This window comes from Roseibium porphyridii (genome assembly GCF_026191725.2).
Taxonomy (GTDB): Bacteria; Pseudomonadota; Alphaproteobacteria; order Rhizobiales; family Stappiaceae; genus Roseibium; species Roseibium porphyridii.
Genome location: NZ_CP120863.1, coordinates 3,077,313 through 3,102,167, shown reverse-complemented (window position 1 = coordinate 3,102,167; position 24,855 = coordinate 3,077,313). Strand labels below are relative to the sequence as shown.

General features: G+C 54.2%; 21 protein-coding genes. 3 read left to right on the top strand and 18 right to left on the bottom strand.

Annotation, left to right across the window (positions count from 1 at the left end; genetic code table 11):
• Positions 1-160: 160 nt before the first annotated feature.
• From rseP to rpsB, 8 genes are all read right to left on the bottom strand, one after another.
• Positions 161-1,303, bottom strand: coding sequence for an RIP metalloprotease RseP (gene rseP / locus K1718_RS14545; protein ID WP_152501608.1), 1,143 nt, complete (start codon positions 1,301-1,303; stop codon positions 161-163).
• A gap of 117 nt (positions 1,304-1,420) precedes the next feature.
• On the bottom strand, positions 1,421-2,626 hold the full coding sequence (gene dxr, locus K1718_RS14540) for a 1-deoxy-D-xylulose-5-phosphate reductoisomerase (RefSeq protein ID WP_265681953.1): 1,206 nt from the start codon (positions 2,624-2,626) through the stop codon (positions 1,421-1,423).
• A gap of 14 nt (positions 2,627-2,640) precedes the next feature.
• Positions 2,641-3,483: a phosphatidate cytidylyltransferase gene (locus K1718_RS14535; RefSeq protein ID WP_265681955.1), complete on the bottom strand. Its 843-nt coding sequence runs from the start codon at positions 3,481-3,483 to the stop codon at positions 2,641-2,643.
• Positions 3,484-3,498: 15 nt separating this feature from the next.
• The gene (locus tag K1718_RS14530) at positions 3,499-4,185 is read right to left on the bottom strand and encodes an isoprenyl transferase (RefSeq protein ID WP_371419587.1); all 687 of its coding nucleotides are present in this window, start codon (positions 4,183-4,185) and stop codon (positions 3,499-3,501) included.
• 113 nt (positions 4,186-4,298) lie between these two features.
• Positions 4,299-4,862, bottom strand: coding sequence for a ribosome recycling factor (frr, locus tag K1718_RS14525; RefSeq protein ID WP_152501604.1), 564 nt, complete (start codon positions 4,860-4,862; stop codon positions 4,299-4,301).
• Between the two features lie 110 nt (positions 4,863-4,972).
• On the bottom strand, positions 4,973-5,692 hold the full coding sequence (gene pyrH / locus K1718_RS14520; protein WP_265681959.1) for a UMP kinase: 720 nt from the start codon (positions 5,690-5,692) through the stop codon (positions 4,973-4,975).
• Between the two features lie 70 nt (positions 5,693-5,762).
• A complete protein-coding gene (gene tsf, locus K1718_RS14515; protein WP_152501602.1) occupies positions 5,763-6,680 on the bottom strand; it encodes a translation elongation factor Ts in 918 nt (305 codons plus the stop codon).
• Between the two features lie 144 nt (positions 6,681-6,824).
• A complete protein-coding gene (rpsB, locus tag K1718_RS14510) occupies positions 6,825-7,682 on the bottom strand; it encodes a 30S ribosomal protein S2 (RefSeq protein ID WP_152501601.1) in 858 nt (285 codons plus the stop codon).
• 323 nt (positions 7,683-8,005) lie between these two features.
• On the opposite strand from rpsB, the gene K1718_RS14505 reads away from it, so the two are divergent.
• Positions 8,006-8,404, top strand: a complete 399-nt coding sequence (locus tag K1718_RS14505) for a VOC family protein (RefSeq protein WP_265681963.1) — start codon at positions 8,006-8,008, stop codon at positions 8,402-8,404.
• A gap of 65 nt (positions 8,405-8,469) precedes the next feature.
• On the top strand, positions 8,470-10,149 hold the full coding sequence (locus K1718_RS14500) for a pentapeptide repeat-containing protein (protein ID WP_265681964.1): 1,680 nt from the start codon (positions 8,470-8,472) through the stop codon (positions 10,147-10,149).
• 167 nt (positions 10,150-10,316) lie between these two features.
• Here K1718_RS14500 and K1718_RS14495 read toward each other — a convergent pair whose 3' ends face one another.
• Positions 10,317-10,997, bottom strand: coding sequence for an isochorismatase family protein (locus K1718_RS14495; RefSeq protein WP_265681965.1), 681 nt, complete (start codon positions 10,995-10,997; stop codon positions 10,317-10,319).
• 149 nt (positions 10,998-11,146) lie between these two features.
• Between K1718_RS14495 and K1718_RS14490 the strand changes: the two genes are divergently transcribed.
• A complete protein-coding gene (locus tag K1718_RS14490; protein WP_285806015.1) occupies positions 11,147-12,079 on the top strand; it encodes a LysR family transcriptional regulator in 933 nt (310 codons plus the stop codon).
• A 59-nt stretch (positions 12,080-12,138) separates the two neighbouring features.
• Here the strand turns inward: K1718_RS14490 and dnaE are convergent, their stop codons facing one another.
• The 9 genes from dnaE to nuoN all read right to left on the bottom strand — a co-directional run bounded on the left by dnaE (position 12,139) and on the right by nuoN (position 24,848).
• Positions 12,139-15,630, bottom strand: a complete 3,492-nt coding sequence (gene dnaE, locus K1718_RS14485) for a DNA polymerase III subunit alpha (RefSeq protein WP_265681968.1) — start codon at positions 15,628-15,630, stop codon at positions 12,139-12,141.
• A gap of 502 nt (positions 15,631-16,132) precedes the next feature.
• On the bottom strand, positions 16,133-16,849 hold the full coding sequence (locus K1718_RS14480; protein WP_152501595.1) for an ABC transporter ATP-binding protein: 717 nt from the start codon (positions 16,847-16,849) through the stop codon (positions 16,133-16,135).
• Between the two features lie 10 nt (positions 16,850-16,859).
• Positions 16,860-18,164: a lipoprotein-releasing ABC transporter permease subunit gene (locus K1718_RS14475; protein WP_265681970.1), complete on the bottom strand. Its 1,305-nt coding sequence runs from the start codon at positions 18,162-18,164 to the stop codon at positions 16,860-16,862.
• A gap of 100 nt (positions 18,165-18,264) precedes the next feature.
• Positions 18,265-19,593: a proline--tRNA ligase gene (proS, locus tag K1718_RS14470; protein ID WP_152501594.1), complete on the bottom strand. Its 1,329-nt coding sequence runs from the start codon at positions 19,591-19,593 to the stop codon at positions 18,265-18,267.
• A 565-nt stretch (positions 19,594-20,158) separates the two neighbouring features.
• A complete protein-coding gene (locus K1718_RS14465; protein ID WP_265681972.1) occupies positions 20,159-20,449 on the bottom strand; it encodes a DUF1467 family protein in 291 nt (96 codons plus the stop codon).
• Positions 20,450-20,453: 4 nt separating this feature from the next.
• The gene (gene mce / locus K1718_RS14460; RefSeq protein WP_265682565.1) at positions 20,454-20,858 is read right to left on the bottom strand and encodes a methylmalonyl-CoA epimerase; all 405 of its coding nucleotides are present in this window, start codon (positions 20,856-20,858) and stop codon (positions 20,454-20,456) included.
• Between the two features lie 46 nt (positions 20,859-20,904).
• On the bottom strand, positions 20,905-22,584 hold the full coding sequence (locus tag K1718_RS14455; RefSeq protein WP_152501592.1) for a ribonuclease J: 1,680 nt from the start codon (positions 22,582-22,584) through the stop codon (positions 20,905-20,907).
• 45 nt (positions 22,585-22,629) lie between these two features.
• Positions 22,630-23,400 (bottom strand): biotin--[acetyl-CoA-carboxylase] ligase, encoded by a 771-nt coding sequence (locus tag K1718_RS14450; RefSeq protein ID WP_265681974.1) that lies wholly within the window; start codon positions 23,398-23,400, stop codon positions 22,630-22,632.
• An 8-nt stretch (positions 23,401-23,408) separates the two neighbouring features.
• Positions 23,409-24,848: an NADH-quinone oxidoreductase subunit NuoN gene (gene nuoN / locus K1718_RS14445; protein WP_265681978.1), complete on the bottom strand. Its 1,440-nt coding sequence runs from the start codon at positions 24,846-24,848 to the stop codon at positions 23,409-23,411.
• Positions 24,849-24,855: the final 7 nt, after the last annotated feature.

Below are 24,855 nucleotides of genomic sequence, written 5' to 3'. Positions count from 1 at the left end.
TTGCGCTATGCCTTTTTTTAAATACCCCTTTCCGGAATCCACATCACCCCTGTAGATTCTCGGAACCGACGAACGTTTTATAGGTTTTTCCCGATAACGCAACAGCCCTTCCCGCCTGAAAGCGATTTAGTCTGAAGACGTTGCGTCAATGTCACGGCAATCAGGAATTGGTGGTTACAAGCCGCATGATATCCTTCCACGTAACGAAGACCATCAGCATAAGTACCAAGCCTAAACCGATTCTGAATCCCACATCCTGAACCCTTTCGCTCAGCGGCTTTCCGCGCAAGGCTTCCGCAGCGTAAAAGACCAGGTGCCCACCGTCGAGAATTGGCACCGGAGCCAGATTGATAAGCCCGATGCTGACGGAGAGAACCGCGGTAAGTGAGATCAAGGGCAAGATACCAAGATCGGCAACCTGTCCGGAAATCTGAGCCACTCGGATTGGTCCGCCAAGCTGATCGGCAGACTGGCGCTGCGTGATGACGCCCCAGATGTAACTGACTGTACCTTCCATGATCCGGTAGGTTTCACGCGTACCCTCCGCGATAGCACCCAACGGACTGTACTTGATCCGCACCAAATATTCCGGGTTTGCGGTGCCTCGCAGGCCTATATCGCCCGCCACCTGACGTTCACCGAAGAAGACTTCTTTCTCCCGTGCATCAGGCGTGACCGTTAACGTGACCGGTTTGCCGTAACGATCGACTTCAAAGACCAGAGGAGTATTGGCGTTCATGAGCACGATCTGGCGCAATTCTCCGAAAGTCTCGATTTTTCGGCCATCGATTTCAGTGATCATATCGCCGGCCTGAAGCCCGGCACGCGCTGCAGCCCGATCCGGAAAAACTTCTTCGATCAAGGGCTGTGTCCCCTGTTTGCCGATCGCCATGAACAGAGCCCCGAAGATAACGATGGCAAGAATGAAATTGGCAATCGGACCAGCGGCAACAATTGCGGCCCGCTGCCACACAGGCTTTGCTATGAACGCCGTTTTTCGCTCTTCCTCACTCAATTGTGCAATCAGTTCACGATTTGGAACGCTTGCGGCATTTTCATCGCCTGCAAACTTCACATAGCCACCCAGAGGGATCATGCAGAGCTTCCATCTGGTACCCTTTTGGTCGGTTCGGCCAAAAATCTCCCGTCCGAAGCCAACAGAAAACGCGTCAACCTTGACGTTGCACCAGCGGGCAACTGCGAAGTGGCCGAGTTCGTGAAAGAACACCACAACAGTCAGCACAAACAAGAAGGGAATGATCGTTCCGACCAAGAGTGAATACGCGGAAAAAAGTAAGTCCATCAAGGGTTCCGATCCTGCACGGCTGCAAATGCGTCAGTGCACTGTACTAAAAGGAAAATTACGGCGTGTTAATGGTCGAAGAAAATTTTCCGCAGCTATGATTGAGCCAGTTTTGGCCTAGTTACTCCGGGCGTCGACCCATTCTCTCGTCCGTTTCCGGGCAGCGTCATCCAACAGAAGCACATCTTGAACGCAAGATGCAGACGTCAGGGCTCCCTCTGCGTTCAACTTTTCAAGAACAGCTTCAATAGCAGCAGGAATATCAAGAAATCCGATTTGCCCCAACATGAATGCTTCCACCGCAACTTCATCGGCCGCATTCAAAGCTGCCGGTGCACCGCCTCCGGCCTTCATTGCTTCAAGCGCCAAGCGCAGGGCAGGAAATCTCTCCAAATCCGGCTCTTCAAAACTCAGTGTTCCAAGAGCAGCAAGGTCGAGCCTTTTTACCGGAACGTCCATCCGTTTTGGATAGGCAAGACAATGGGCGATAGGTGTGCGCATGTCCGGGCTACCAAGCTGAGCAAGAAGCGACCCATCCTTGTACTGAACAAGCCCGTGTACGGCCGACTGCGGGTGTACCAACACACCCAACTGCTCGTACTGAACCGGAAAAAGATGCGAAGCTTCAATAACTTCAAACCCTTTGTTCATCATGGTTGCACTGTCAATTGTAATGCGGGCACCCATTTCCCAATTTGGGTGCTTCAACGCTTGAGCCGGCGTTACGGTTTTCATCTCTTCCATCGAAAAGGTCCTGAATGGACCACCCGATGCCGTCAAAATGACCTTTTCGATCAGATCGACCTGCGCGGTTTCAAAAACCTGAAAGATGGCATTGTGTTCGCTGTCGACAGGGAGCAGCTCAGCGTTGTTTTCCCGAATACGGGCCATGAAGAGATCGCCAGCACAGACAAGGCATTCCTTGTTTGCAAGCGCAATCCTGCGTCCCGGTTTGATTGCCGCCATTGTTGGCTCAAGTCCGGCTGCACCAACGACCGCACCGACCACTAGGTCAGCTGGGCGGTCAACCGCTTCCAAAACTGCCTCAGATCCTGCAGAGGCATCGATGCCACTGCCATGCAACGCCTCGACCAGAGCATCATATTTGCGGCCATCGGCAAGAACCGCAGAGCGCGCATTGAGCCGCTTTGCCAAATCGCTCAACGCGGCCGCGTTGCGGTTGGCCACCAGAGCCACGACCTCAAACTGCGTCGGGTTTCTCTCGATAATATCCGCAAGACTTTGACCGACTGATCCTGTCGCGCCCAGGACAATAATACGGATCGGCGCAGCACTTTTTGCTGCTTCAGTATTGGCCGACATCTAGTTCCTCACGCTCAACCAAATCCAAATCCCGAAATTGGGTCCGCGAGCGTACCTCCGCTAACCAGTCCCGCGATTACGGCAAAGATCGCTGCCGCAACCAATCCATCGATGCGGTCCATGATGCCACCATGCCCAGGGATGAGCCGACTGGAATCTTTCACGTCAAACCGTCTTTTGATCGCAGATTCAAGCAGGTCGCCTGCTTGCGAAACCACGGAAAGCATGGCTGCCAAAAGGCACCAGAGCACAAGGTCACTCTCACCGGCCCAATGGACAACGCCGACCCCAAAAAGGCAGGCGAACACCAGACCGCCAATTGCGCCCGACCATGTTTTCTTAGGTGAAACCCTCTGCCACAACTTGGGTCCACCAAGAGCTCTTCCTGTGAAATAGGCAAAGATATCTGTCGCCCAAACTACGAAAAGCAGGAAAAACGCGAACAGAAGACCAACGGTTCCTTCACGAAGGACGAGAAGCGAAAACAGGGACAGGCCACTATAAAGCACGCCCTCCCCAGCCCACCTGCCATCTTTTGAAAAACCGTTCGCGCCAAAAACAACCAGCGCTGCGATCAAAATCAGCCCCAGCCCTGTGGTCGCCAGATCGAAATACACCAGAACCGACAATCCAGTCAGGCTTGCAAAACCGATCAACGCAGGCACCGAACGATGCTTTGCACCTGTGATCGAAAACCACTCCCACAAAAACAGCGTGGCCGCGAGCAACATCAGGGCAAAAAAGGCGATGCCCCCCAAATAGGTAATGAAGAGAACAAGCGGTCCAAGAACAAGTGCCGATGCCAGTCTAAGCCCAAGATCGGAGAGTTTTTTCCCGGAGGTTTCAGGATTTGCCATGTTGCACGCCAGACGTCACAGCGACGCCTTGGCGTCAAGTCCGCCATAGCGGCGTTGGCGGCTGCCAAAGCAGGCAAGAGCTTTGTCGAAATCGGCTTCCGAGAACTCTGGCCAATTCTTGTCACAAAAATAAAATTCAGAATAGGCGGCCTGCCAAAGAAGAAAATTAGAAAGACGCATTTCGCCGCTGGTTCGAATAATGAGATCGGGATCCGGCAAGCCTGCGGTGTCCATAGCCTCCGTCAGAGCGGTCTCCGAAATGTCACCCGCCTGAAGCTCTCCTTTGGCAACTTTTTCGGCAAGGCTCTGTGCAGCCCTGACGATTTCCGCTCTGGATCCATAATTGAAGGCAACCACCAGATTGAGACCGGTGTTTTCTTTCGTCAGGTCCTCTGCCTCATTCAAAAGTGCAAGAATGCCTGGCTCGAGATCCGCACGATTGCCAATGATGCGTATGCGAACGTTGGACTTGTGCAACTCGCTCAAATCCCGCTGAACAAAACGGCGTAGCAGTCCCATCAGGAAAGACACTTCTGCCTCGGGCCGACTCCAGTTTTCTGAAGAAAAACTGTAGATCGTCACCACTTCGATGCCGACCCGTCCCGAGTGACGAATAACGCTGCGCAAGGTTTCCAGACCCTGCCTGTGTCCTTCGGTTCGAGGCAGGCTTCTCGCAGTCGCCCATCGCCCGTTGCCGTCCATGATGAACGCAACATGGCGAGGCAGATTTCCGCTGGCACCATCCGCTGAAACAGTGTGCGGAGTATGGTCCGGACTGACGCTCATGGGAGTCCTCACCTCACAGGTCAGGCCAATCAGACCTGAGAGATTTCCTGTTCTTTCTTTTCAAGCATCGCATCCACTTCACCGATCATCGTATCGGTCAGCTTTTGCACTTCATCCGATGCTGCGCGGCTGTCATCTTGAGAGATTTCGCCGTCTTTTTCAGCTTTTTTCGCGTCGTCCATACCGTCCCGGCGCACATGGCGGATCGCCACCTTGGCATTTTCAGCGTATTTGTGTGCGACCTTGATCAGTTCCTGGCGTCGCTCCTGATTGAGCTCGGGAATTGGCAAACGCAGCAACTGGCCGTCGACAACAGGATTGAGCCCAAGGTTCGATTCACGAATTGCCTTTTCAACAGCGGCAACCATGCTCTTGTCCCAGACCTGAACTGCGACCATGCGCGGTTCCGGCACGGAAACGGTTGCGACCTGGTTGAGCGGCATCGCCTGGCCATAGGCGTCAACGGAGATCGGGTCCATCATGGAAGCAGATGCGCGGCCGGTTCTAAGGCCAGCGAATTCGGTCTTCAGCACCGAAAGAGCTCCTTGCATGCGGCGCTTCAAATCATCCAGATCGACACCTTCTACCGACATTTTGTCCTCACTATTGTTTTCATCTTGGCTGAATAGAGTCTCGGCGCGCGTCAACATGGCATAAACGCGCTGAAACACAAGAGCTTGGCTCGGGAAAGAGATTAAATCTTTCAGTCACCCACGACTGTGTAGGTGCCGGTCTCCTGAAGCACGCTGACCAGTGCCCCAGGTGAGTGAATGGAAAATACGATCACTGGAATGGAATTGTCGCGTGCTAGCGCGATCGCAGTCGTATCCATAACCTTCAGATTGCGCGAAATGACCTCTTCGTAGCCAAGCGTTTCATAACGCTCCGCTTCAGGATTGACCTTGGGATCTTCCGAATAGACACCATCAACCTGCGTCCCCTTCAGGAAGGCGTCGCATTTCATTTCCGCAGCTCGCAGTGCGGCGCCACTGTCGGTGGTAAAAAACGGGTTGCCCGTGCCGCCGGCAAACACAATGACATCGCCATCTTCCATGTAACGATCCGCCACACGCTGGGAAAACGTCTCGCAGATGGATGGAACAGCAACAGCCGACAGAACACGCGCGTTCACTTTTAGGCGGCGCAGGGCATCGGCCAGGGTCAGGCTGTTCATGATCGTTGCAAGCATGCCCATGTGGTCACCCGTTACACGGTTTCCACCCTTTGCGGCAACCGCGACACCGCGGAAGATGTTTCCGCCACCAACAACAACACCAACCTGTGCCCCGAGAGCCACCGCATCAGCAATTTCCTTGGCGATCCTTTGCACAATGGCCGGGTCAATTCCAAAAGCCTGGGAGCCCATAAGCGCTTCACCGGAGAGTTTCAGAAGGATCCGTTTCCAACGCAAAGAATTCGTCATGGGTGCCCCCGTCTAGAAAATTGTCTTCCTAAAAAAAAAGCGCCGGTCTTGCCGGCGCTTTTCCTTGAGCTTACTGCCCGGTGGCTGCCGCCACCTCTGCGGCAAAGTCTTGCTCTTCTTTCTCGATCCCTTCGCCGAGTGCGAAGCGGACGAAGCCGGAAAGCTTGACGTCGGTGCCGAGTTCTTTTGCAAGCGCCTCAACAGCCTGCTCAACCGTTTGATCCGGGTTGATGACGAAGGCTTGTTTCACGAGGGTAACTTCCTCGTAGAATTTGCGCAAACGGCCTTCCACCATTTTTTCAATGATGTTTTCAGGCTTGCCCGATTCACGCGCCTGCTCGGAGAAAACCGTTCTTTCGCGCTCGACAACAGCCTGGTCCAGCTCGTCCGTGCTCAAAGCCAGCGGACTTGTTGCAGCGACATGCATGGCAATCTGGCGGCCAAGTGCATTCAGCTTTGCCTTGTCACCGGAAGATTCCAGCGCAACAAGAACACCGATCTTGCCCAGACCTTCAGCAACCTGGCCATGCACATAAGTGGACACCGTGCCTTCGTTCACGCTCAGAACAGCTGAACGACGCAAAGTCATGTTCTCACCGATCGTCGCAATCGCATCAGTAACGGAATCTGCAACAGATTTACCGTCAAGATCCGCAGCACCAAGTGCTTCGACCGAACCGTCTGTGCCGATTGCAACCTTGGCGACCTTGGAGACTAGCTCCTGGAAGCCTTCGTTGCGGGCGACAAAGTCGGTTTCGGAGTTCAGTTCGATCACTGCTGCCTTGTTGCCGTCAGCAGCAACGCCGACCAAGCCTTCAGCGGCCACACGGCCGGCCTTCTTGGCCGCCTTGGCCAGACCCTTGGTGCGAAGCCAGTCAACAGCCGCTTCCATGTCACCGCCTGATTCAGTCAGAGCGGTCTTGCAGTCCATCATGCCAGCGCCGGATTTCTCACGGAGCTCTTTTACCATCGCAGCGGTAATGCTCATCGATTGCCTCGTGGATGGGGGTTTCAGATAAGATGCGGTTTAGCCGATGGCCAGCCGCGCCTTTATGACGGAACCGCAAAAAATTGCGGACCGTCTTGCGAATTCAACAAGTTTTCGCCGCGATAACCCGCGGCGAAACGCTGTTTAAGCTTCAGCAGCAGCCTTTTCAGTTGCAGCTGCTTCTTCTGCCGGTGCGGTTTCAGCCGGAGCTTCTTCCGCTGGTGCGGCCTCAGCTGGAGCTTCTTCAGCTGCAAGAACTTCCTCAACCGGAGCTTCTTCGGCTTCGCCGATATCCATACCGGAAGCACCCTGTGCACGGGAGATACCGTCGATAGCTGCGCGGGCGATCAGATCGCAATAAAGCGAAATCGCACGACCTGCATCGTCGTTGCCCGGCACCGGATAGGTGATACCATCCGGGCTGGAATTGGAATCGAGGATCGCGGCAACCGGAATACCCAGACGACGAGCTTCCTGGATGGCAATGGACTCGCGGTTGGTATCGATTACGAAAATCAGATCCGGGATACCGCCCATATCCTTGATACCGCCAAGGTTCCGCTCAAGCTTCTCGCGCTCGCGGTCCATGAACAAACGTTCTTTCTTAGTCAAAGCGTTTGCGGCGTCGGAAGAAAGTGTTTCTTCCAGCTTGCGCAGGCGCTGAATGGACTGAGAAATCGTTTTCCAGTTGGTCAGCATACCGCCGAGCCAACGTGCATTCACGAAGTACTGTGCGGAATTGCGCGCAGAAGAAGCAACTGCTTCCTGTGCCTGGCGCTTGGTGCCGACAATCAGAACACGGCCGCCGCCAGCAACTGTGTCAGACACAGCTTTCAGAGCCTGGTGGAGAAGCGGAACGGTCTGAGACAGATCCATGATGTGAACATCGTTGCGCACACCAAAGATGTACTGACCCATGCGCGGGTTCCAACGGTGTTTCTGGTGACCAAAGTGCACACCTGCTTCAAGCAGCTGGCGCATGGTGAAATCGGGCAAAGACATGGCCCTTAAACTCCTGAGTTTTCCGGTTTAACCTCCGCAAGAGGGTTTGGGCCGAAGGAAACTTTCCCTCAACCACCGGATGGACACCGATAAGCTCGGTTTCCGCCCCTTGCGTGTGGAATGGGCGCCTTATAGTTGGGAAGAAATTTTATTTCAAGGCCTAAGCACCGGATTTCTTTGGCTTCAAGGCAATGATTGTGCAATTTCAAACTCGACCTGACCAAGCACTTGGATAGATTACGAACCCAGGTCGCAAACCTTGACCTGCAAAAGAGCTATTTTAACAAGATTTTTGAACCAATCTGACGAGTGGAAGGGTTCTCTTGACAACGCAAGGCATAAACCATCTGGGCCTGACGGTTCTGGACCTCACCAACACGACCGAGTTTTTCACGGAAGCACTCGGTTGGTCACTGCTGGCCAAAGACGACAGCTATCCACGCACTACTGTTTCTGACGGCACATGCCGCTTGACACTTTGGCAGGCAGATACTTCCAAACGCGTGATTTCATTTGATCGCAAATCCAATATCGGCTTGCATCACGTTGCCTTCGAAGTGCCGACTAGGGAAAGTCTGTTTGACCTTGCTGACAAAATTCGCAATTGGCCCGGCGTTGACATCGAATTCGAGCCGGAGTTGCTTTCAGGCGGACCGCGCATGCATATGATGTGCCTTGAGCCGGGAGGTATTCGTGTCGAAATCATTTGGCCTGCGAGCTAATCGCTCTGAATGATTAGCAAGCCAAGCGCTTTTCTGCCTCATCTGGACCGTTCCGGAGTACGCCCATGGATGAAAATGAAGACACAGCAGGAATGGCGGCGACCGAAACAGAACGTCTGAACCGAAAGACCCATTCCTTCAGTTTCGGCATCTTGTTTTTTCTGTTCGGAATCGCTGCCGGTTTCTTTCTGGCCTTTTCGGGCTTTGACCTGTTTGAAGTCTATTTCACGCACGTGCTAGCCGGATTCGTTGTTCTCGTGACCCTGATTGTTCTGACGGGTCTTGGCCTTTACGTGTTCCGCGGCAAGTTGATGGCAAGCTTGTTCGGCATTGCGGAATCTCGGCTCGACATGTTTGCCGAACCCTTGTCCCGCGTTACCCAGAAAGCCATTGACAGAGATCCTGAAGGCGCAACTCATGCGGCCCGCGAACTGGTCCAGTTGACACTGGCCAGATATAGCTGGATCACGGCCCGCCGGTGGATCATCGCTTCGCTGACTGGTCTGATTGCTTCGTTGGCAGCCCTCGCCGGCACGGCGCTCCTTTTCAGACAAAATGAATTGATTGCCAGTCAGAATGTTCGCATTGAGGAACAGACAGCACTGCTGAACCAGCAAGTCGAGCTTGCAGAAGCTGCCCGAAACGCAGCGATTGCCGTAGAAATCACCCGGATTGCCGCTCTGCTTGGCGACGTGATGGACAAGGTTGCGGCACAGCCGGAAAGCGCAAACGCTTCAACGGGTGATGTTGCCGCTGACAAGATACCGATTGTTGATCCGGCGAAGGATCTCAATCAAAGCCTCATCATGCGCATCGTCGCATCTTCGCAAGCCTCCAAGCCATACAGATATCTGGACGCTGGAGACGACTTCGGCAGCGTACAAAGCGCGATAAAGGACGCCATGCAGCGGCGGCGTGAAGAACTCCCGAAATCGTTTGCGCGTATGGCCCGCTTAGGGAACTGGCAAGACGCTCCCGAAGCACGAGCTTTGGTTGCGCGCAGTTACAGCCCCGAACGTGGTCAGCTGCTGGACACGCTTGTGCGCTCTGGTATCAGGTCATTCGAATTCCTGAACTTTTATGGACTTGATCTTTCGCACGCCGCATTACGCGATTTCTTCTTTGGTCCCTTCAGTTTTCAAAATGGCAAGATGGCGTATGCCGATCTCGCAAGGAGCCATTTCACAGAAGTTGATTTTCAGGGAGCAAATCTTGAAAACGCGATCTTGCGCGAAGCACGCATTGAATCCGCGCGGTTTTCTTCGCTGCTGCCGGAACTTGCTCTTCCCCCAGTCGTTTCAACTTCTGAAATTCTGTCTTCCCGCCTGAGCGGTATTGATCTCACCGACGCATTCCTGCAATTCGTCTGGTTCGAAAACGCTCGGCTCACAGCTGCAAACTTCAACCGGGCAACGCTCATGGGAACAGACTTCAGCGGAGCGGATCTGAGCGGGTCAACCTTCAAAGACGCAGTCCTTGGACACGCAGAGTTTAACGGGGCAATCCTTGCCTCGGTTGATTTCGATGGAGCCTATGTTTTTTCCGAAGACTTCCTCGACCAAATTGGCGAAAAAGCTTACCCGGGAAGTTTCAAACGAACCCGTTTTGTTCAAGAAGTCTCGTCAATTGAAGCGGTCATGGAAACCTATTCCACTTTTTCGCAGTTGGAGGCTGACGATTTCAAACAATTGCTCGGATCCGACAACGTTTGGCGTATCAAACGCGTAGAACCGTTTGAGCAATAGACCTTATTGATCCCTGACGCGAAACTGTGCTGTTGCGCATGAGACCCAACAGTTTCAACAAAAATCTGGACCGTTTGAGATCGGCTGAACCGGAAGGACCGTTTCTAAAAAGACTGCCGCCGAGACAATTTTATAAAACTCGTGCCTCGGCGGCGTCAGATCTGGTGTTACAGCGCCATTGGGATCGGTGGATTGCCGGTAAGCCCGACACCTTCGCGGACTTCAGTCGCATTTGCAGCCGTTCCAAGGAAATTGTTCATGGCGGCTTGATATTGACCCATATGCTCGCTGAGCAACCGCCCGATATGCTGCCCGTTCACTTGCGTGTTGGCCGATAGTTCAGCAAGAACGGAAACCCACGTTGTCACAATCGCACCAGCCGCCGCCAGTCGGGTCATCGTGACCTGCTGTATGAAGGGGTTGAAGTCAGCACTTGCGTCCATCACCACGTAAGTCTCATACCCCTCGCGCAAGGCTGCGATTGCTGGGAATGCGGCGCAAACCTCCGTTGCAAGTCCGGAGATGACCAATTTCTTCCGCCCAGTTGCACGGACGGCTTCCCGTGAGGCCTCATCGTTCCAGAAATTGACAAATGGCCGGTCTATCACGTCAACCTCCGGAAACAACGCCTTTAACTCAGGCATGGTCGGGCCATTCGGGCCCTGTGGCCAACTCGTTCCCATTACAACAGGAATGTTCATTGCCTTGGCTGTTTTCGCATGACCAAGAATGTTGTTCTTGAGCAGCATTGGGTCAATCGAGGACAGAAACTGCATGAGCCCGACCTGATGATCGATCATGAGGAAAACGCAATTGTCAGGGGTGAGCTCGGATGTTGGAAGGGTCATTCACTAATTCCTGCGTTTTGAAGTGTGAAAGGCCAGAAAGTTGGCCACACTTCGGTTGAGACAGAGCCAGGCAAACAGCGCATTGCGCGTTGAGGCCCGAGCTCAAAACGCGATATAGACAATTGCATCAATGCGACTAGCAGCAACAAATGCATCTCAATAGTGATGAAAATGGAATGATAATCGAAGACCTTATTGACGCGCGGATACTGGTCGAGCTGCATAACCGATTGAGTTTTGCAGAAGCCGCCAAAGCGCTCGGCATACCGCCGGCTACGGTAAGCCGCCGCGTTATGCGCATGGAAGACAGGGCCGGTTTGCGTCTTTTTGACCGAACCACACGATCCGTATGCCCAACGGAAGCCGGGTCATTGGCTGTAAATCACGCACAGAGAATGATCTCGGAAGTAGAGGCAGTAGAAACGTCATTGTCGTCTATGCGCGATGCTCCCGTCGGCACTATCAGGATCACAACGCCAACGATCTTCGGACAAGCTCTTCTGAGCCCGATTGTCAGTAAATTCCTTGCCCAATTCCCGGCCTGCGACCTTCATATTGACCTCGCCGACGGTCATATAAACCTGGCGGAAGAAGGCTATGATGCTGCAATACGGGTCGGACCGATTGTTGACGATACGCTTGTTGCTAGAAATCTCGGAACAGTACGTGCAGGACTCTATCGGCGTAGTGGAGCACCGGATCTAGACCTGAAAGATCTCAGCGACTTGCCCGTGGCGCTCCTTCACAGAGGCATGAAACCCGAACCCACACTGCAACTTCGTTCCGCCGATGGCGAAAGCCGATCCTTCGCCGTAAAACCACGCCTCATTTGTATGAACCCGTGGTTGTTACTAGAGGCTGCTTTGGCGAGTGATGTCATCGTCGTTTTGCCTGAATTGATTGCAGCGCCAGCTCTTCGAACCAACCAACTCTCCAGAGTGGCTCCTGATTGGTTTGCGCGCCACGTCCCGGTGCATCTGGTCTATCAGCCCCAGCGACTGATGCGCCCTGCTGTAAGGGCCTTTGTCGACCTCGCAGCCGACCAAATTCCGAAATTGATCGAAAGTGTGGAAATCGACTAGAGCACAGACTGGTGTTCAACGGTTTCGCCCAGACTGTCCAATTGTTTCAAGCGTCGCGATCACGCCATCTGTACGTCCATTACACCTGGAACAGCCTTAAGCGCGCCTGCGATTTCCGGGGACAATCTGAACCTTCCGGGAAGTTTGACTTCCACTTCACGTGCCCCGTTTTCCAGAAGCACGATGACTGTCACGTCCCCTTCCCCGCGGACCTTCAGTTGATTGGCAAGGCTTCGGATCGGACGTTCGTCACGAACAAAGACACGCATGCTTTTTTGAAGACGTGCGGCCACCTTGTCGATCGGATCAACCTGTTCAACCCGCAACGAAGGTTCATCGTCACGCATGTCTGCGCCAACCAGAACCACAACGGATCTGCCGGATTGAAGGACATCGCGGAATTGTTCCAGCTTTTCCCTGAACAGCAAGGCTTCGTATTGACCTGTCGCATCTGACAAGCGCGCGATCCCCATGCGTGTGCCGGTCTTGGTTTTACGCTCCTGCATTGAGACGACCGTCCCTGCAAGTCTTCCCGCCGAGGCGCCTTTCTTGACTGCTTCAGCAAATTGCGTCCAAGGCTGAACCCTCATTTTCTCAAGGATTGGTGCGTATTCGTCGATCGGGTGTGCTGAAAGGTAGAACCCAATGGCGGAGTGCTCCCGCTGAAGCTTTTCCTCGTTGGTCCATCCATGCACTTCGTCCAGTTGCAACGGCTCTTCGCTGTCGCTGGCGCCGAACAGTTCATCCTGGCCGAGCGTCTTGTTTTCCTCCGTTCGTTGCGCCAAGCCCATGACTCGATCCAGCCCTTCGAAAACCTTTGCCCGGTTCGGCTCCAACTCATCGAAAGCACCAGCGGCAACCAGGTTTTCCAGTGTCCGTTTGTTGAGTGCTCGCGGTGAAATTCGTCTGGCAAAATCGCCGACACTCTTGAACGGCGCGTCGCCACGCGCCTCCACAATGTGTTCAACAGCTTGCTCGCCGACGCCCTTGATCGCACCCATCGCATAGAGGATTTTGCCATCGGCAACATCGAAAAAGACTTGTGAGCGGTTAATGGACGGCTGCACAATTTCGATACCCATGCGGCGCGCTTCCTGGCGGAAGTCTCCGAGCTTGTCGGTGTTGCCCATGTCAAGTGTCATGGAAGCCGCCATGAACTCGACGGGATGGTTCGCCTTCAACCAGGCTGTATGATAGGAGACCAGCGCATAGGCCGCAGCGTGGGATTTGTTAAATCCGTAGTTCGCGAACTTCGCCACCAGATCGAATATTGTTCCGGCCTGTGACTTGTTGATGCCACGTTCGACAGCACCATCGACAAAACGCGCACGCTGAACCTCCATTTCGGCAGCAATTTTCTTGCCCATTGCCCGCCGCAGAAGGTCCGCTTCGCCGAGCGAGTACCCGGAAAGCACCTGTGCAATCTGCATCACCTGCTCTTGGTAGACGATGATGCCATTGGTTTCCATCAGGATCGGTTCTAGCAACGGATGCAAGCAGTCCGGGTCTTGCTCGCCGTGTTTCACCGCGTTGTAGACCGGAATGTTCTCCATCGGTCCCGGCCGGTAAAGCGCCACCAGCGCAATAATGTCTTCAAATCGGTCTGGCTTCATACCGGCGATTGCGCGGCGCATGCCCTGACTTTCCAGCTGGAACACACCGAAGGTTTCGCCTCGGGCGAGCATTTCATAGGTCTTGATGTCGTCGATAGGCAAACCGGCGACATCGACATTGACCCCACGACGCTCAATCAACTCCACCGCAGTGTCGATGACAGTAAGTGTTTTCAGACCCAGGAAATCGAATTTTACGAGACCGGCATCTTCAACCATTTTCATGTTGAACTGAGCAACCGGCATATCGGAACGCGGATCACGATAAAGCGGCACCAGCTTTTCAAGGGGTCTGTCGCCAATCACCACACCAGCCGCATGCGTTGAGGCATGGCGGTAAAGCCCTTCAAGCTTCTGCGCCATGCCAAGCAAGCGCTCGACAATCTCCTCCTCCTTTGCTGCTTCGCGAAGGCGTGGTTCATCCTCGATCGCTTGGGCGAGCGTTACCGGGTTGGCCGGGTTGGCAGGCACAAGCTTACAGAGCCTGTCTACCTGACCGTATGGCATCTGCAGCACCCTGCCGACGTCCCGCAAGACCGCACGCGCCTGCAGCGAACCAAAGGTGATGATCTGAGCCACTTGCTTGCGGCCATACTTTTCCTGAACGTAGCGGATGACCTCTTCACGGCGCGTCTGGCAAAAGTCGATGTCAAAGTCCGGCATCGAAACACGTTCCGGATTGAGGAACCGTTCAAAGAGCAGCGAAAAGCGCATCGGATCGAGATCGGTGATCGTCAACGACCAGGCAACGAGCGACCCAGCTCCTGACCCACGACCCGGCCCAACGGGAATGTCATTGCCTTTGGCCCATTTGATGAAGTCGGCAACGATAAGGAAATAGCCGGGAAACTTCATACGTTCGATGATACCGGTCTCATAATCGAGCCGGTCCCAATAGTCCTTCTCCTCAAGACCCGGAGCAAGACCGTGAGCATCAAGCCGTGCCTGCAGTCCTTCCCGAGCCTGCTTTTTGAGCTCTTCCGCTTCTGCATGTTCTGCTTCTTCCGGGTCAGCATCCGCACCGGCAAATCGCGGTAGGATCGGGTCCCGTTTCATCGGCCGGAAACTGCAACGACGAGCAATTTCAACGGTCGATGAGAGCGCTTCAGGCAGATCGGCAAACAGTGCGCACATTTCTGCGCGGCTTTTGAAATAGTGTTCAGGTGTCAGGCGTCTGCGGTCATCCTCAATAAGCACGCGCCCTTCGGATATGCAGATCAGCGCATCGTGCGCTTCATAATCTTCGCGCTTCGGGAAAAAAGCTTCGTTTGTTGCGACCAGAGGCAAATCCAGCTCGTAGGCTAGATCCAGAAACGCATCTTCGGTCTTGCGCTCGACATCCATGCCATGCCGCTGCAACTCGACATAACAGCGTCCGGGAAAGCCGTCTGAGATCTGCCGCAAACGCGATTTTGCCAAATCCTTGCGACCCGCGAGAAGCGCGGCTCCAATCGGACCATAAGCACCGCCTGTGAGGGCAATGACATCCTCAGACTTTGAAAGGAGGTACTCTAGCGACACATGTGGTCGCAATCCGGTTTCCGTATCCAGAAAGGCCCGCGACGACAATTCCATGAGATTGCCGTATCCGGTCTCCGTCATTGCAATCAGAACCAGATCCGCAAGGGCTGGCTCTCCGCGGCGACCGCTCTCAAGCCCGTCTTCAAATGCAATTGACAATTGGCAGGCAGTAATCGGCTGAATACCGGCTCCCCATGCCTTCGAGGAGAACTCCTGCGCGCCAAAGAGATTGTTGGTGTCTGCAACAGCCATTGCCGGCTGTTCGTCTGCCTTTGCAAGATCCAAAAGCTTCTTGATGGGCAGAGCCCCTTCAAGAAGGGACAATGCGGAATGAACCCTCAAATGTACAAACCCAGGGCCTGAAGCTGCTCCAACACCCGCTTTGGCGCCACCAGTTGAGGTTTCGGAATTCGTCATTGATGCACTCGCACGCCCGTTCAGAATCAGCACACAAGTGAAACGCTTTGCGAGGGCTCTGTCGAGCCATCAACCCGGTTGTTACCGTTGTTCTTTCTATTGGCGAAAGGCCCAAACCTCAGCCGGACACCACCGTCCGCAATCCTGATATTCTTCGACAAAGCGCACAGCAGCGCTCAGTTACCGGCCTCAACCTGCGGAGAAAAGTACTTCACCCCAAACGGCAAGTGTCGTGCAGAAGCAAACAAGCGAACCAAAAGCTGCAAAGTCACGAGCGATATAGAACATTTCATTCTCCAGACCTGACCTAACGTTGATGAGATCATGTTCTATTTTTGTTCCTTTTGCAAGCCCTTTTTGTTCCTCTTGTCAGTAGGCAAATCAAATTCGATGAAAACCTGAGGTTTTTGCTTTGTTCCAGGCACAGTAAAGCAATGCAGATTGCCTCAATTCGGCATCGTGTCCTGAAAAATCATCTCTAAAGTTGGAAGACTTGACCCGGCTAAAGGTCTTTGACCTGGCCATCCGCAAGTGTGATAGCGCGATCCATGCGACCAGCCAGTTCAAGATTGTGCGTGGCAAAGAGCGTCGCGACACCTGAAGCACGTACCAGTGCGGAAAGCGCTTCGAAAACATAACTGGCTGTTTTGGGATCAAGGTTCCCGGTCGGTTCATCGAGAAGGAGAATGCGCGGAGCATTCGCCACCGCCCGCGCGACTGCAACGCGCTGTTGTTCCCCGCCTGAGAGTTCCGACGGCCGGTGACTGCCACGGTCGCCCAACCTCATGTATTTGAGCAACTCGTCGGCTCTATTGGCAGCCTCCTTGCGCGGCAAGCCACGGATCATTTGCGGCATCATCACATTTTCAACGGCGGTGAATTCCGGCAACAGATGATGAAACTGGTAGACGAAACCAATGTCATTCCGTCGGATCGTAGTGCGCTCCGCGTCAGAGAGTTCGGAGCAATTGACGGGACCGAGAAATACATCACCCTCGTCCGGGCGTTCCAAGAGACCCGCAATATGCAAAAGTGTCGATTTACCGGTTCCTGAAGCAGCCACGAGAGCTACCATTTCTCCAGGCTCAATCCGAAGATTAGCTCCCCGAAGGATGTGCAATTGCCGATCGCCTTCATCAAAGCTGCGCGTAATGCCGGACAGTTCAAGCGCGGCCGGAGCAGTGCCTGGCGTCTGACGCGGATCGACAGCCATGTTCATCTCCCCGCTCCTACTCATACCTGAGCGCTTCAACCGGATCGAGGCGCGCGGCACGCCATGCCGGATAAACCGTTGCCAACAAGGACAGGAGCAACGCCATCAACAGGACGGTGGTCGTCTCTCCACTATCGATTTCAGCAGGTAGTTTCGACAGGAAATAGAGCTCGGGCGAGAACAGTTCGGTGGTTGTCAGCCAAGATACGAATTGGCGGATGCTTTCAATGTTCAGACAGACAACCAGCCCGAGAACAAATCCTGCTAGAGTTCCCACGCAGCCGATACTTGCTCCCGTGATCAGAAAGATACGCATGATGGCGCCACGTGAAGCACCCATTGTGCGCAAGATTGCAATATCCTTGCCCTTGTCTTTCACCAGCATGATCATTCCTGAAATGATGTTCAGTGCAGCGACCAGAACGATCAGTGTCAGGATGATGAACATCACGTTGCGCTCAACTTCCAGGGCAGAGAAGAAGGTTATGTTGCGCTGCCGCCAGTCCGTCACGAAGGTTGGACGGTCTGCGGCCTCTTCGATTGCTGCCTTCATTGTTCCGACCCGGTCCGGATCAAGAACATAAATCTCAATGCCTGTCGCCTTGGTGTCCATGTTGAAATAGGCCTGAGCCTCGTTCAACGGCATGAACAAGAAGGTCGCGTCGTATTCACTCATTCCGATTTCAAAGATCGCTGAAACCGGATAGGCCTTGACCCGTGGCGTTACACCCATGGGGGTCACGCTGCCACGAGGCGAGATAATGGTGACATTGTCACCGACTGTAATTCCGAGCTGTTGCGCCATACGCGAGCCGATGGCAACGCCCTCACCCTCGTCAAATCCATCCAGGGTTCCGCTTCGAACCGTGTTTGCGATCAGCGGGACACGTCTCAGATCACTTTCGTAGATACCCCGAACCAGCGCACCGAAATTTCCGGCCGGTCCAGAGACGAGTGCCTGGCCTTCGGTAAAGGGAATGGCACTGACAACTTCAGGCACGCCCTCAAGGCGTGAAGCAACTGCATCATAGTCCGTCAACGGAAGGTCGATCGGCTGGACCAGCATATGTCCATTGATACCGAGGATTTTGCCCAGGAGTTCGGTGCGAAATCCGTTCATCACTGCCATGACGATGATCAGCGTCGCCACACCAAGCATGATGCCCGCGAAGGAAAAGCCGGCAATCACGGAAATAAAGGTTTCCCGGCGCCGCGACCGCAAGTAGCGGCCGGCGATCATCCATTCAAATGGGGAAAAGGGGCGCGTTGGGGTGGCTTGTTTTTCGTCACGCTCAATGTCCGCAGTGTCTGCCGCTGTCATTGTCCATCCACTTCAGCAACGCCCCAGAGCAATCAAAATAGCCCGTCTGGCCGCAGCGAACCGCGACCGAATCCCCATCACGGAGGATCACCGGACTTGATCAGTCCGTCAATGCCGCCGTCAGCTTGTTCATGGCCGCTTCAGGGGAAAGCATCTCCTTTTCCCCAGTTGCGCGGTCCTTGACCTCCAAAAGACCGTCTTTCAGGCCACGCGGACCAGCAACCACCTGATACGGCAAACCGATCAAATCCATAGTTGCGAACTTCGCACCAGCGCGTGTGTCTCGATCATCGTAGAGAACTTCAATACCGGCTGCTTCAAGCTTGGCATAGAGATCCTCCGACGTCGTATCCGTCAGTGAATCACCCGGCTTGAGGTTAACCAACCCAACATGAAACGGCGCGACGGACTTTGGCCAGATGATTCCGTTCTCGTCATGATTGGCCTCGATCAAGGCGCCAAGAAGGCGGGAAACGCCGACGCCATAGGATCCCATATGCACAGGAACCTCTGTCCCTTCTGCCGTGGCAACCTTGGCCCCCATCGCTTCGGAATACTTGGTGCCAAAATAGAAGATGTGACCGACTTCAATCCCGCGCGCTGACACTTTCGCATCGTCGGGCAACGCATCGAACGCAGTTGCGTCATGCATTTCATCGGTCGCAGCATAGGGTGTCGTCCAGCCGGTTACCAATGACGTGAGGTCTGAATAGAAGTCCGTATCTTCTGAAGGGATCGGCATTTCAAGCAGCGACTTGTCGCAGAAAACCTCGCTCTCGCCGGTATCTGCCAAAATGATGAACTCGTGGCTCATATCGCCACCGATTGGACCCGTGTCGGCTTTCATGGGGATCGCTTTTAGGCCCATGCGGTCGAAGGTGCGCAAGTAGGCGACGAACATGCGGTTATAGGCGTGCCGGGCTCCTTCCTTGTCCAGATCAAACGAATAGGCATCTTTCATCAAGAATTCGCGGCCGCGCATCACGCCAAATCGCGGACGAACCTCGTCACGGAACTTCCATTGAATATGGTAGAGGTTCAGCGGCAAATCCTTGTAGGAACGAACATAGCCGCGGAAAATATCGGTGATCATTTCCTCATTGGTCGGCCCGAAAAGCATATCCCGCTCGTGCCGGTCGGTGATGCGCAGCATTTCCTTGCCATAAGCATCATACCGCCCGCTTTCGCGCCACAGATCAGCTGACTGGATAGTCGGCATCAACAGTTGAACCGCACCAGCCCGGGCCTGTTCTTCTTCAACAATTCGCTCAATCTTGCGCAAAACCTTGTGCCCGAGCGGCAGCCAGGAATAGATCCCTGCGGATTGCTGTCGAATCATGCCCGCGCGCAACATCAGCCTGTGGGACACGATTTCTGCTTCCTTGGGCGTTTCCTTCAGGATGGGCAGGAAATAACGGGAAAGACGCATGAAGGTTCTCTCAGTTTCTGGCAGTGCCTGTTTGGTGCGCAGTCAAAGCGCATGCGGAAGGCAAAAACAAGCCCTTTACTTAAGCACTGTCGGCTTTCGCATTTTTTCGCCTGAAAATCATCAAAATTGACAGAATACCAGCCGTTTTGCCGGCTTAGTTTTACGCCTTGCAAATCCTGACCAAATGTTCAAATTCAAGGTTCGAAATTAGACAAGCAAAAATTTTCATCTCCGCACGACAAATAGGTGACAAACTGCAAACAATGAGCTACGTTCCGTTCCCATAACAAAAAGATGCCTCGGCAGAAATGCTAAGAAGCTCAAGGACATCGCGGTCTGAGTCTTGGGAGGAAGGACTCTAAGGCGCGCCATTTGGTACGCAGCCGCCCAACCAGGTTGTTATCCCAACCGGTAAGGGAAAAGGGTCAGTTTAGACGCGGAACTTTTTTAAGGCAGAGCTTAGCTCTGCCTTTTTTCTTTTATTCAAGCTGTTTTCAACTTTTCAGCAGCCAAGGTTTTGTCATCAAATTGCCCGCCTTCAATTCTGGTAGAACTAAGGCGATGGTCAGCTGCCCGGCTGACTGTAGTTCGCCCCTGGTGGCTTGAAAAACGGAATATCGTCCAATCCGAAGCCTTGCGCCCGCAATGAGACGTACGCCGAAAATACAAGAGTAGTGATAACAGTCGTCAGAACGATCACCTTGAAGAACTTCGGTTTGTCCGGGGCACTCGGCTCAGAACCTGGAATGACTTCCCCTGCTTCTTCCTGCGTGCGGTGCAGTCCAAAAGGAAGGATTGCAAACAGAATGATCCACCACAGCATGAAAAATACTGCCATGCCAAATGCCACGGACATCGCCTTACGCCTCTTCCAGCTCAGTTAAAGTTCCGAGGAAATCCTTTGGATGCAGAAACAACACTGGCTTCCCGTGGGCTCCAATTTTCGGCTCACCATCACCCAATACTCGGGCTCCGTCCGCCAGCAACTTGTCGCGCGCTGCAATGATATCATCCACCTCGTAGCAAACGTGGTGAATTCCGCCAGAAGCGTTCTTTTCCAGAAATTTTGCAATCGGAGAATTGTCGCCGAGCGGTTCAAGCAGTTCGATCTTCGTGTTGGGCAGGTTGATGAAAACCGTGCAGACACCATGATCGGGCTGTTCTTCTTTCGCCGAAACTTCTGCACCCAGCGTGTCCCGATAAACCGCAGTTGCAGCGTCAATATCCGAAACCGCGATGGCGACATGGTTGAGCCGACCAATCATTCGAATTCCTTCCCAAATAGAAACGGCCATGTGCGGCCGTCCGTAATTATAGTTGGGTCACCACCACCTTGCAGAGCGTCTTTTTGCCCCACACATCCAGGATCTGCGCGCGCGCTGCCTTCCGAGCGGCTTCGCCCACCAGGTCCTTGTCTTTGCGCCTTCCCTTCGGAATGCTCGTCACCGCTCCAACAATCGCCTTGGTAACAATGTCCTCCATCGGCTCCCCGTCGTCGTCCGTGTCCGGCAACCCGAGAAGAGTGACATGCGGGTCATCAAGGAGATCGCCGCCTCGGTTCACCACCAACGCAACGACGGCAGCACCAGCGTAAGACAGCTTGCGTCTTTCACGCACACCGGTGACTTCCGGATCATCAAGTATGGCACCATCCTTCACCAGGATGCCGAAGGGTGCTTCGTCGATCACCGCAGCCTTTCCTGCAACAAGGCGAATGATGTCCCCGTTCTTGCCGCGCACAACTTCCGGAACGCCTTGTTCCTTCGCAAATGCGGCATGCGCGGCAAGATGCAAGGGTTCACCATGAACGGGAAGCACGACTTTCGGCTTGATCACCTTATAGAGTTGCTCAAGCTCACCACGGCGCGGATGTCCCGAAACATGCACAAGCGCATCTCTGTCTGTGACAATCTCCACGTCCTTGTCGGCAAGATTATTCAATACCTCACCGACAGCCTTCTCGTTTCCCGGTATCGTACGTGAAGAGAAAATCACCATGTCCCCCTTCGACAAGGCAATGTTGCGATGATCGCCGGAGGCAATCCGGGCAAGTGCGGCCCGGCTTTCGCCCTGCGAACCGGTGCAAAGAAGCACGGCCTTTTCGCGTGGCAGATAGCCGTAGGCTTCCTCGTCATGAAAAGGTTTCAGGCCATCCAGATAGCCAAGTTCACCTGCAACATCGATCACCCTGTGCATGGATCGTCCGACAACGACGACATCGCGATCGTTTGCAGCGGCGGCTTCTGCAACCGCTCGAATTCGGGCAACGTTCGACGCGAATGTCGTGACCGCAATTCGCTTATCGGCCTCTGCCATCACTTTCTTCAATTCTTCGGCGACATCGGCTTCACTCGGGCTGACACCATCCCGGACCGCATTTGTACTGTCACAGACCAGCGCCATGACGCCCTCGCGTCCAAGCTCTGCCAACCGGTTCATGTCGATCGGAAGTCCAACGCCGGGCGTCGGATCTATTTTCCAATCGCCTGTATGTAGAACGAGGCCGGCTGGAGTTCGGATCGCCAGGGCACACGGCTCAGGGATTGAGTGTGCCATGGCAACGAATTCAACGTCGAACGGTCCGATCTTGTGCCGCTCGCCTTGCTTGACGACGGTAACCGGAACATCTTCCTCAAGCGTCTCGCTTTCCGATTTGGCGGCAAGCAGCCCCGCGGTGAAGGCCGTCGCATAGACCGGCACCTTCAAATAAGGCCAAAGGTGCAAGATAGCGCCGTAGTGATCTTCGTGTGCGTGGGTGATCACCATACCGGCAATGTTATCGACCTCGTCCTCCAGGAATTTGATATCTGGAACAACGACGTCAATTCCAGGCAATTCAGGCCCGGCGAAACTGACACCGCAGTCGACTATCAGCCATGTCCGGTCGCCGTCGGGACCGAAGCCGTAAAGGCCGAGATTCATTCCGATTTCGCCGACACCACCAAGTGGCAGAAAGACGATTTCATTTTCATTCAATTTGGCCGAAGCCATTGAGTGCTCCTTCAGAACTTGTTGCCGGCTGATGTGTTTCGGCTCTCAGCCAGGTAAAAACACATCACCCGCAAAGATGGTGCGCTGGCGACCGTCGTCCTGGCGAAGCACCAGATGACCGCGCGCATCCAAATCGGCAAAAATGCCGGTAATTTCTTCCTGGCCAAGTTTGACCGTTATGCGATTGCCCAGATGCGCTGCGCGCTTCAACCACGCCCTGCGAATGGTTTCAAAACCGCCAGGCTGCTGCCACTGCACCAATTGATCCGCCATGGTGCTCGTTAACGCTTCAAACAGTCTTTCAGCGGACACCTGGAACCCGAGACTACGCAAATCCGTCGCCTGATAGAGCGACAGCGGTGGATGGGAAACACAGTTCACACCGAACCCCAGAACGACGGCCTGTCGGCCATCGTTTAGTGTTTCCACCTCCAGCAGAATGCCGGAAAGTTTTGCCCCCTCGACCAGAAGGTCATTTGGCCATTTCAGTTTTACCAGTTGCAGCGTACCGGCAGCTTTGTCAACGGCTTCCGCTAGGGCAACCGCCGCAGCCAGCGGCAATTCACCTATCCTTGCCGCAGGTTCGGGGTTCACCAGCAGAAGGCTGGCAAAAAGGTTCCCGACCGGTGATGCCCAATCCCGTCCGCGTCGGCCCCTGCCTTCCGTCTGGATATCCGATCTGATCCAAAGATTTCCCGGGTTTCCATCACGAGCCCGTTCAAAACAAAGACTGTTCGTCGACCCGACGCTTTCATGGACCTCAAAGCGAAAATCCGGCGCACCTGGCGCCGGATGTCCCATTCCCGAAATGCTCATGTGTGTAATCAGAACAGTGACTGTGCGGCAGCACTTGCTGCATTGACGACCTGACCTAGAGCCAGCCAGAAGAAGATCACGAATATGCTGGAAAGACCGAGCACCACGCGAAGTTCCATCGGCATGGCCTCAAAGCGTTCTGCAGGTTCATCGAAGAACATGACCTTGACGATACGAAGGTAATAGTAGGCACCGACAACCGACATCAAGACGCCGATGATTGCCAACGGATAGAGCCCTGCTTCAACAGCGGCCACGAAGACATACCACTTGCCGAAAAATCCGACGAGCGGAGGAATGCCTGCCAGTGAGAACATCAGCAAGGCCAGCAAGATCGCCATTGGAAGATTGGTCTGGGAAAGACCTGAAAGATCGTCGATTTCTTCAACCATGCCGTCCTTGCGCCTCATGGACAAGATGCAGGCAAACACGCCGAGCGTCATTCCCAGATAGGCAACCATGTAGAAGATCACGCCCTCAACACCGGTCTGCGTGCCAGCTGCCAGACCCACGAGCGCATAGCCCATATGACCTATTGAGGAATATGCCATCAGCCGTTTCAGGTTGCGTTGCCCGATCGCCGCGAATGCCCCAAGCGCCATGGAAGCAATCGACACGAAGACGATCACTTGTTGCCAATCGCTGGTGACCGGATGGAAAGCCTCGATCACGATCCGCACCAACATACCCATGGCGGCAACCTTAGGAGCTGCTGCAAGGAACGCGGTGACAGGGGTTGGAGCACCTTCATAGACGTCCGGCGTCCACATATGAAACGGAACGGCAGAAATCTTGAAGGCGAGCCCTGCAAGAATAAACGTCAGACCGATGACGAGACCGATGGATGCACCTTCATGGGTCAGAGTTTCCGCAATACCGGCAAATGACACTTGCCCCGTGAAGCCGTAAACCAGAGACATACCGTAGAGCAGCATTCCGGAAGACAAGGCACCAAGAACGAAATACTTAAGACCGGCTTCCGTGGAGCGGACGCTGTCGCGGTTGATCGCGGCCACCACGTACAGTGACAAACTCTGGAGCTCGAGACCGAGATAAAGCGCGATCATGTCGTTGGCAGACAGCATCAGCATCATGCCGAGCGTCGCCATGACGATTAGGATCGGATACTCGAAATGGTCGAACGACTGACTTTTGGCATAGGCCCAGGACATCGCGATAGCAAAGAACGAACCCGCCATAACGAGCAGCTTGAGCAGATGCGCGAACTCATCCAGAACGAATGAACCCCCGAAGGTTTCTCCGAAGGAAGGCACCAGCAATAGAACCAGGAAGGCACCGCCCAGCAGGCCCATGGCACCGCCGAATATGGCGTAGCTGACACCTTTGCCACCAAAGGCACCGATCATCAAAAGCACCATTGCTCCGAGGGCCAGGATGATCTCCGGCAGAACCGGCATGAGATCTGGCAGTTGGGTCACGTCTGACATAGCTCTG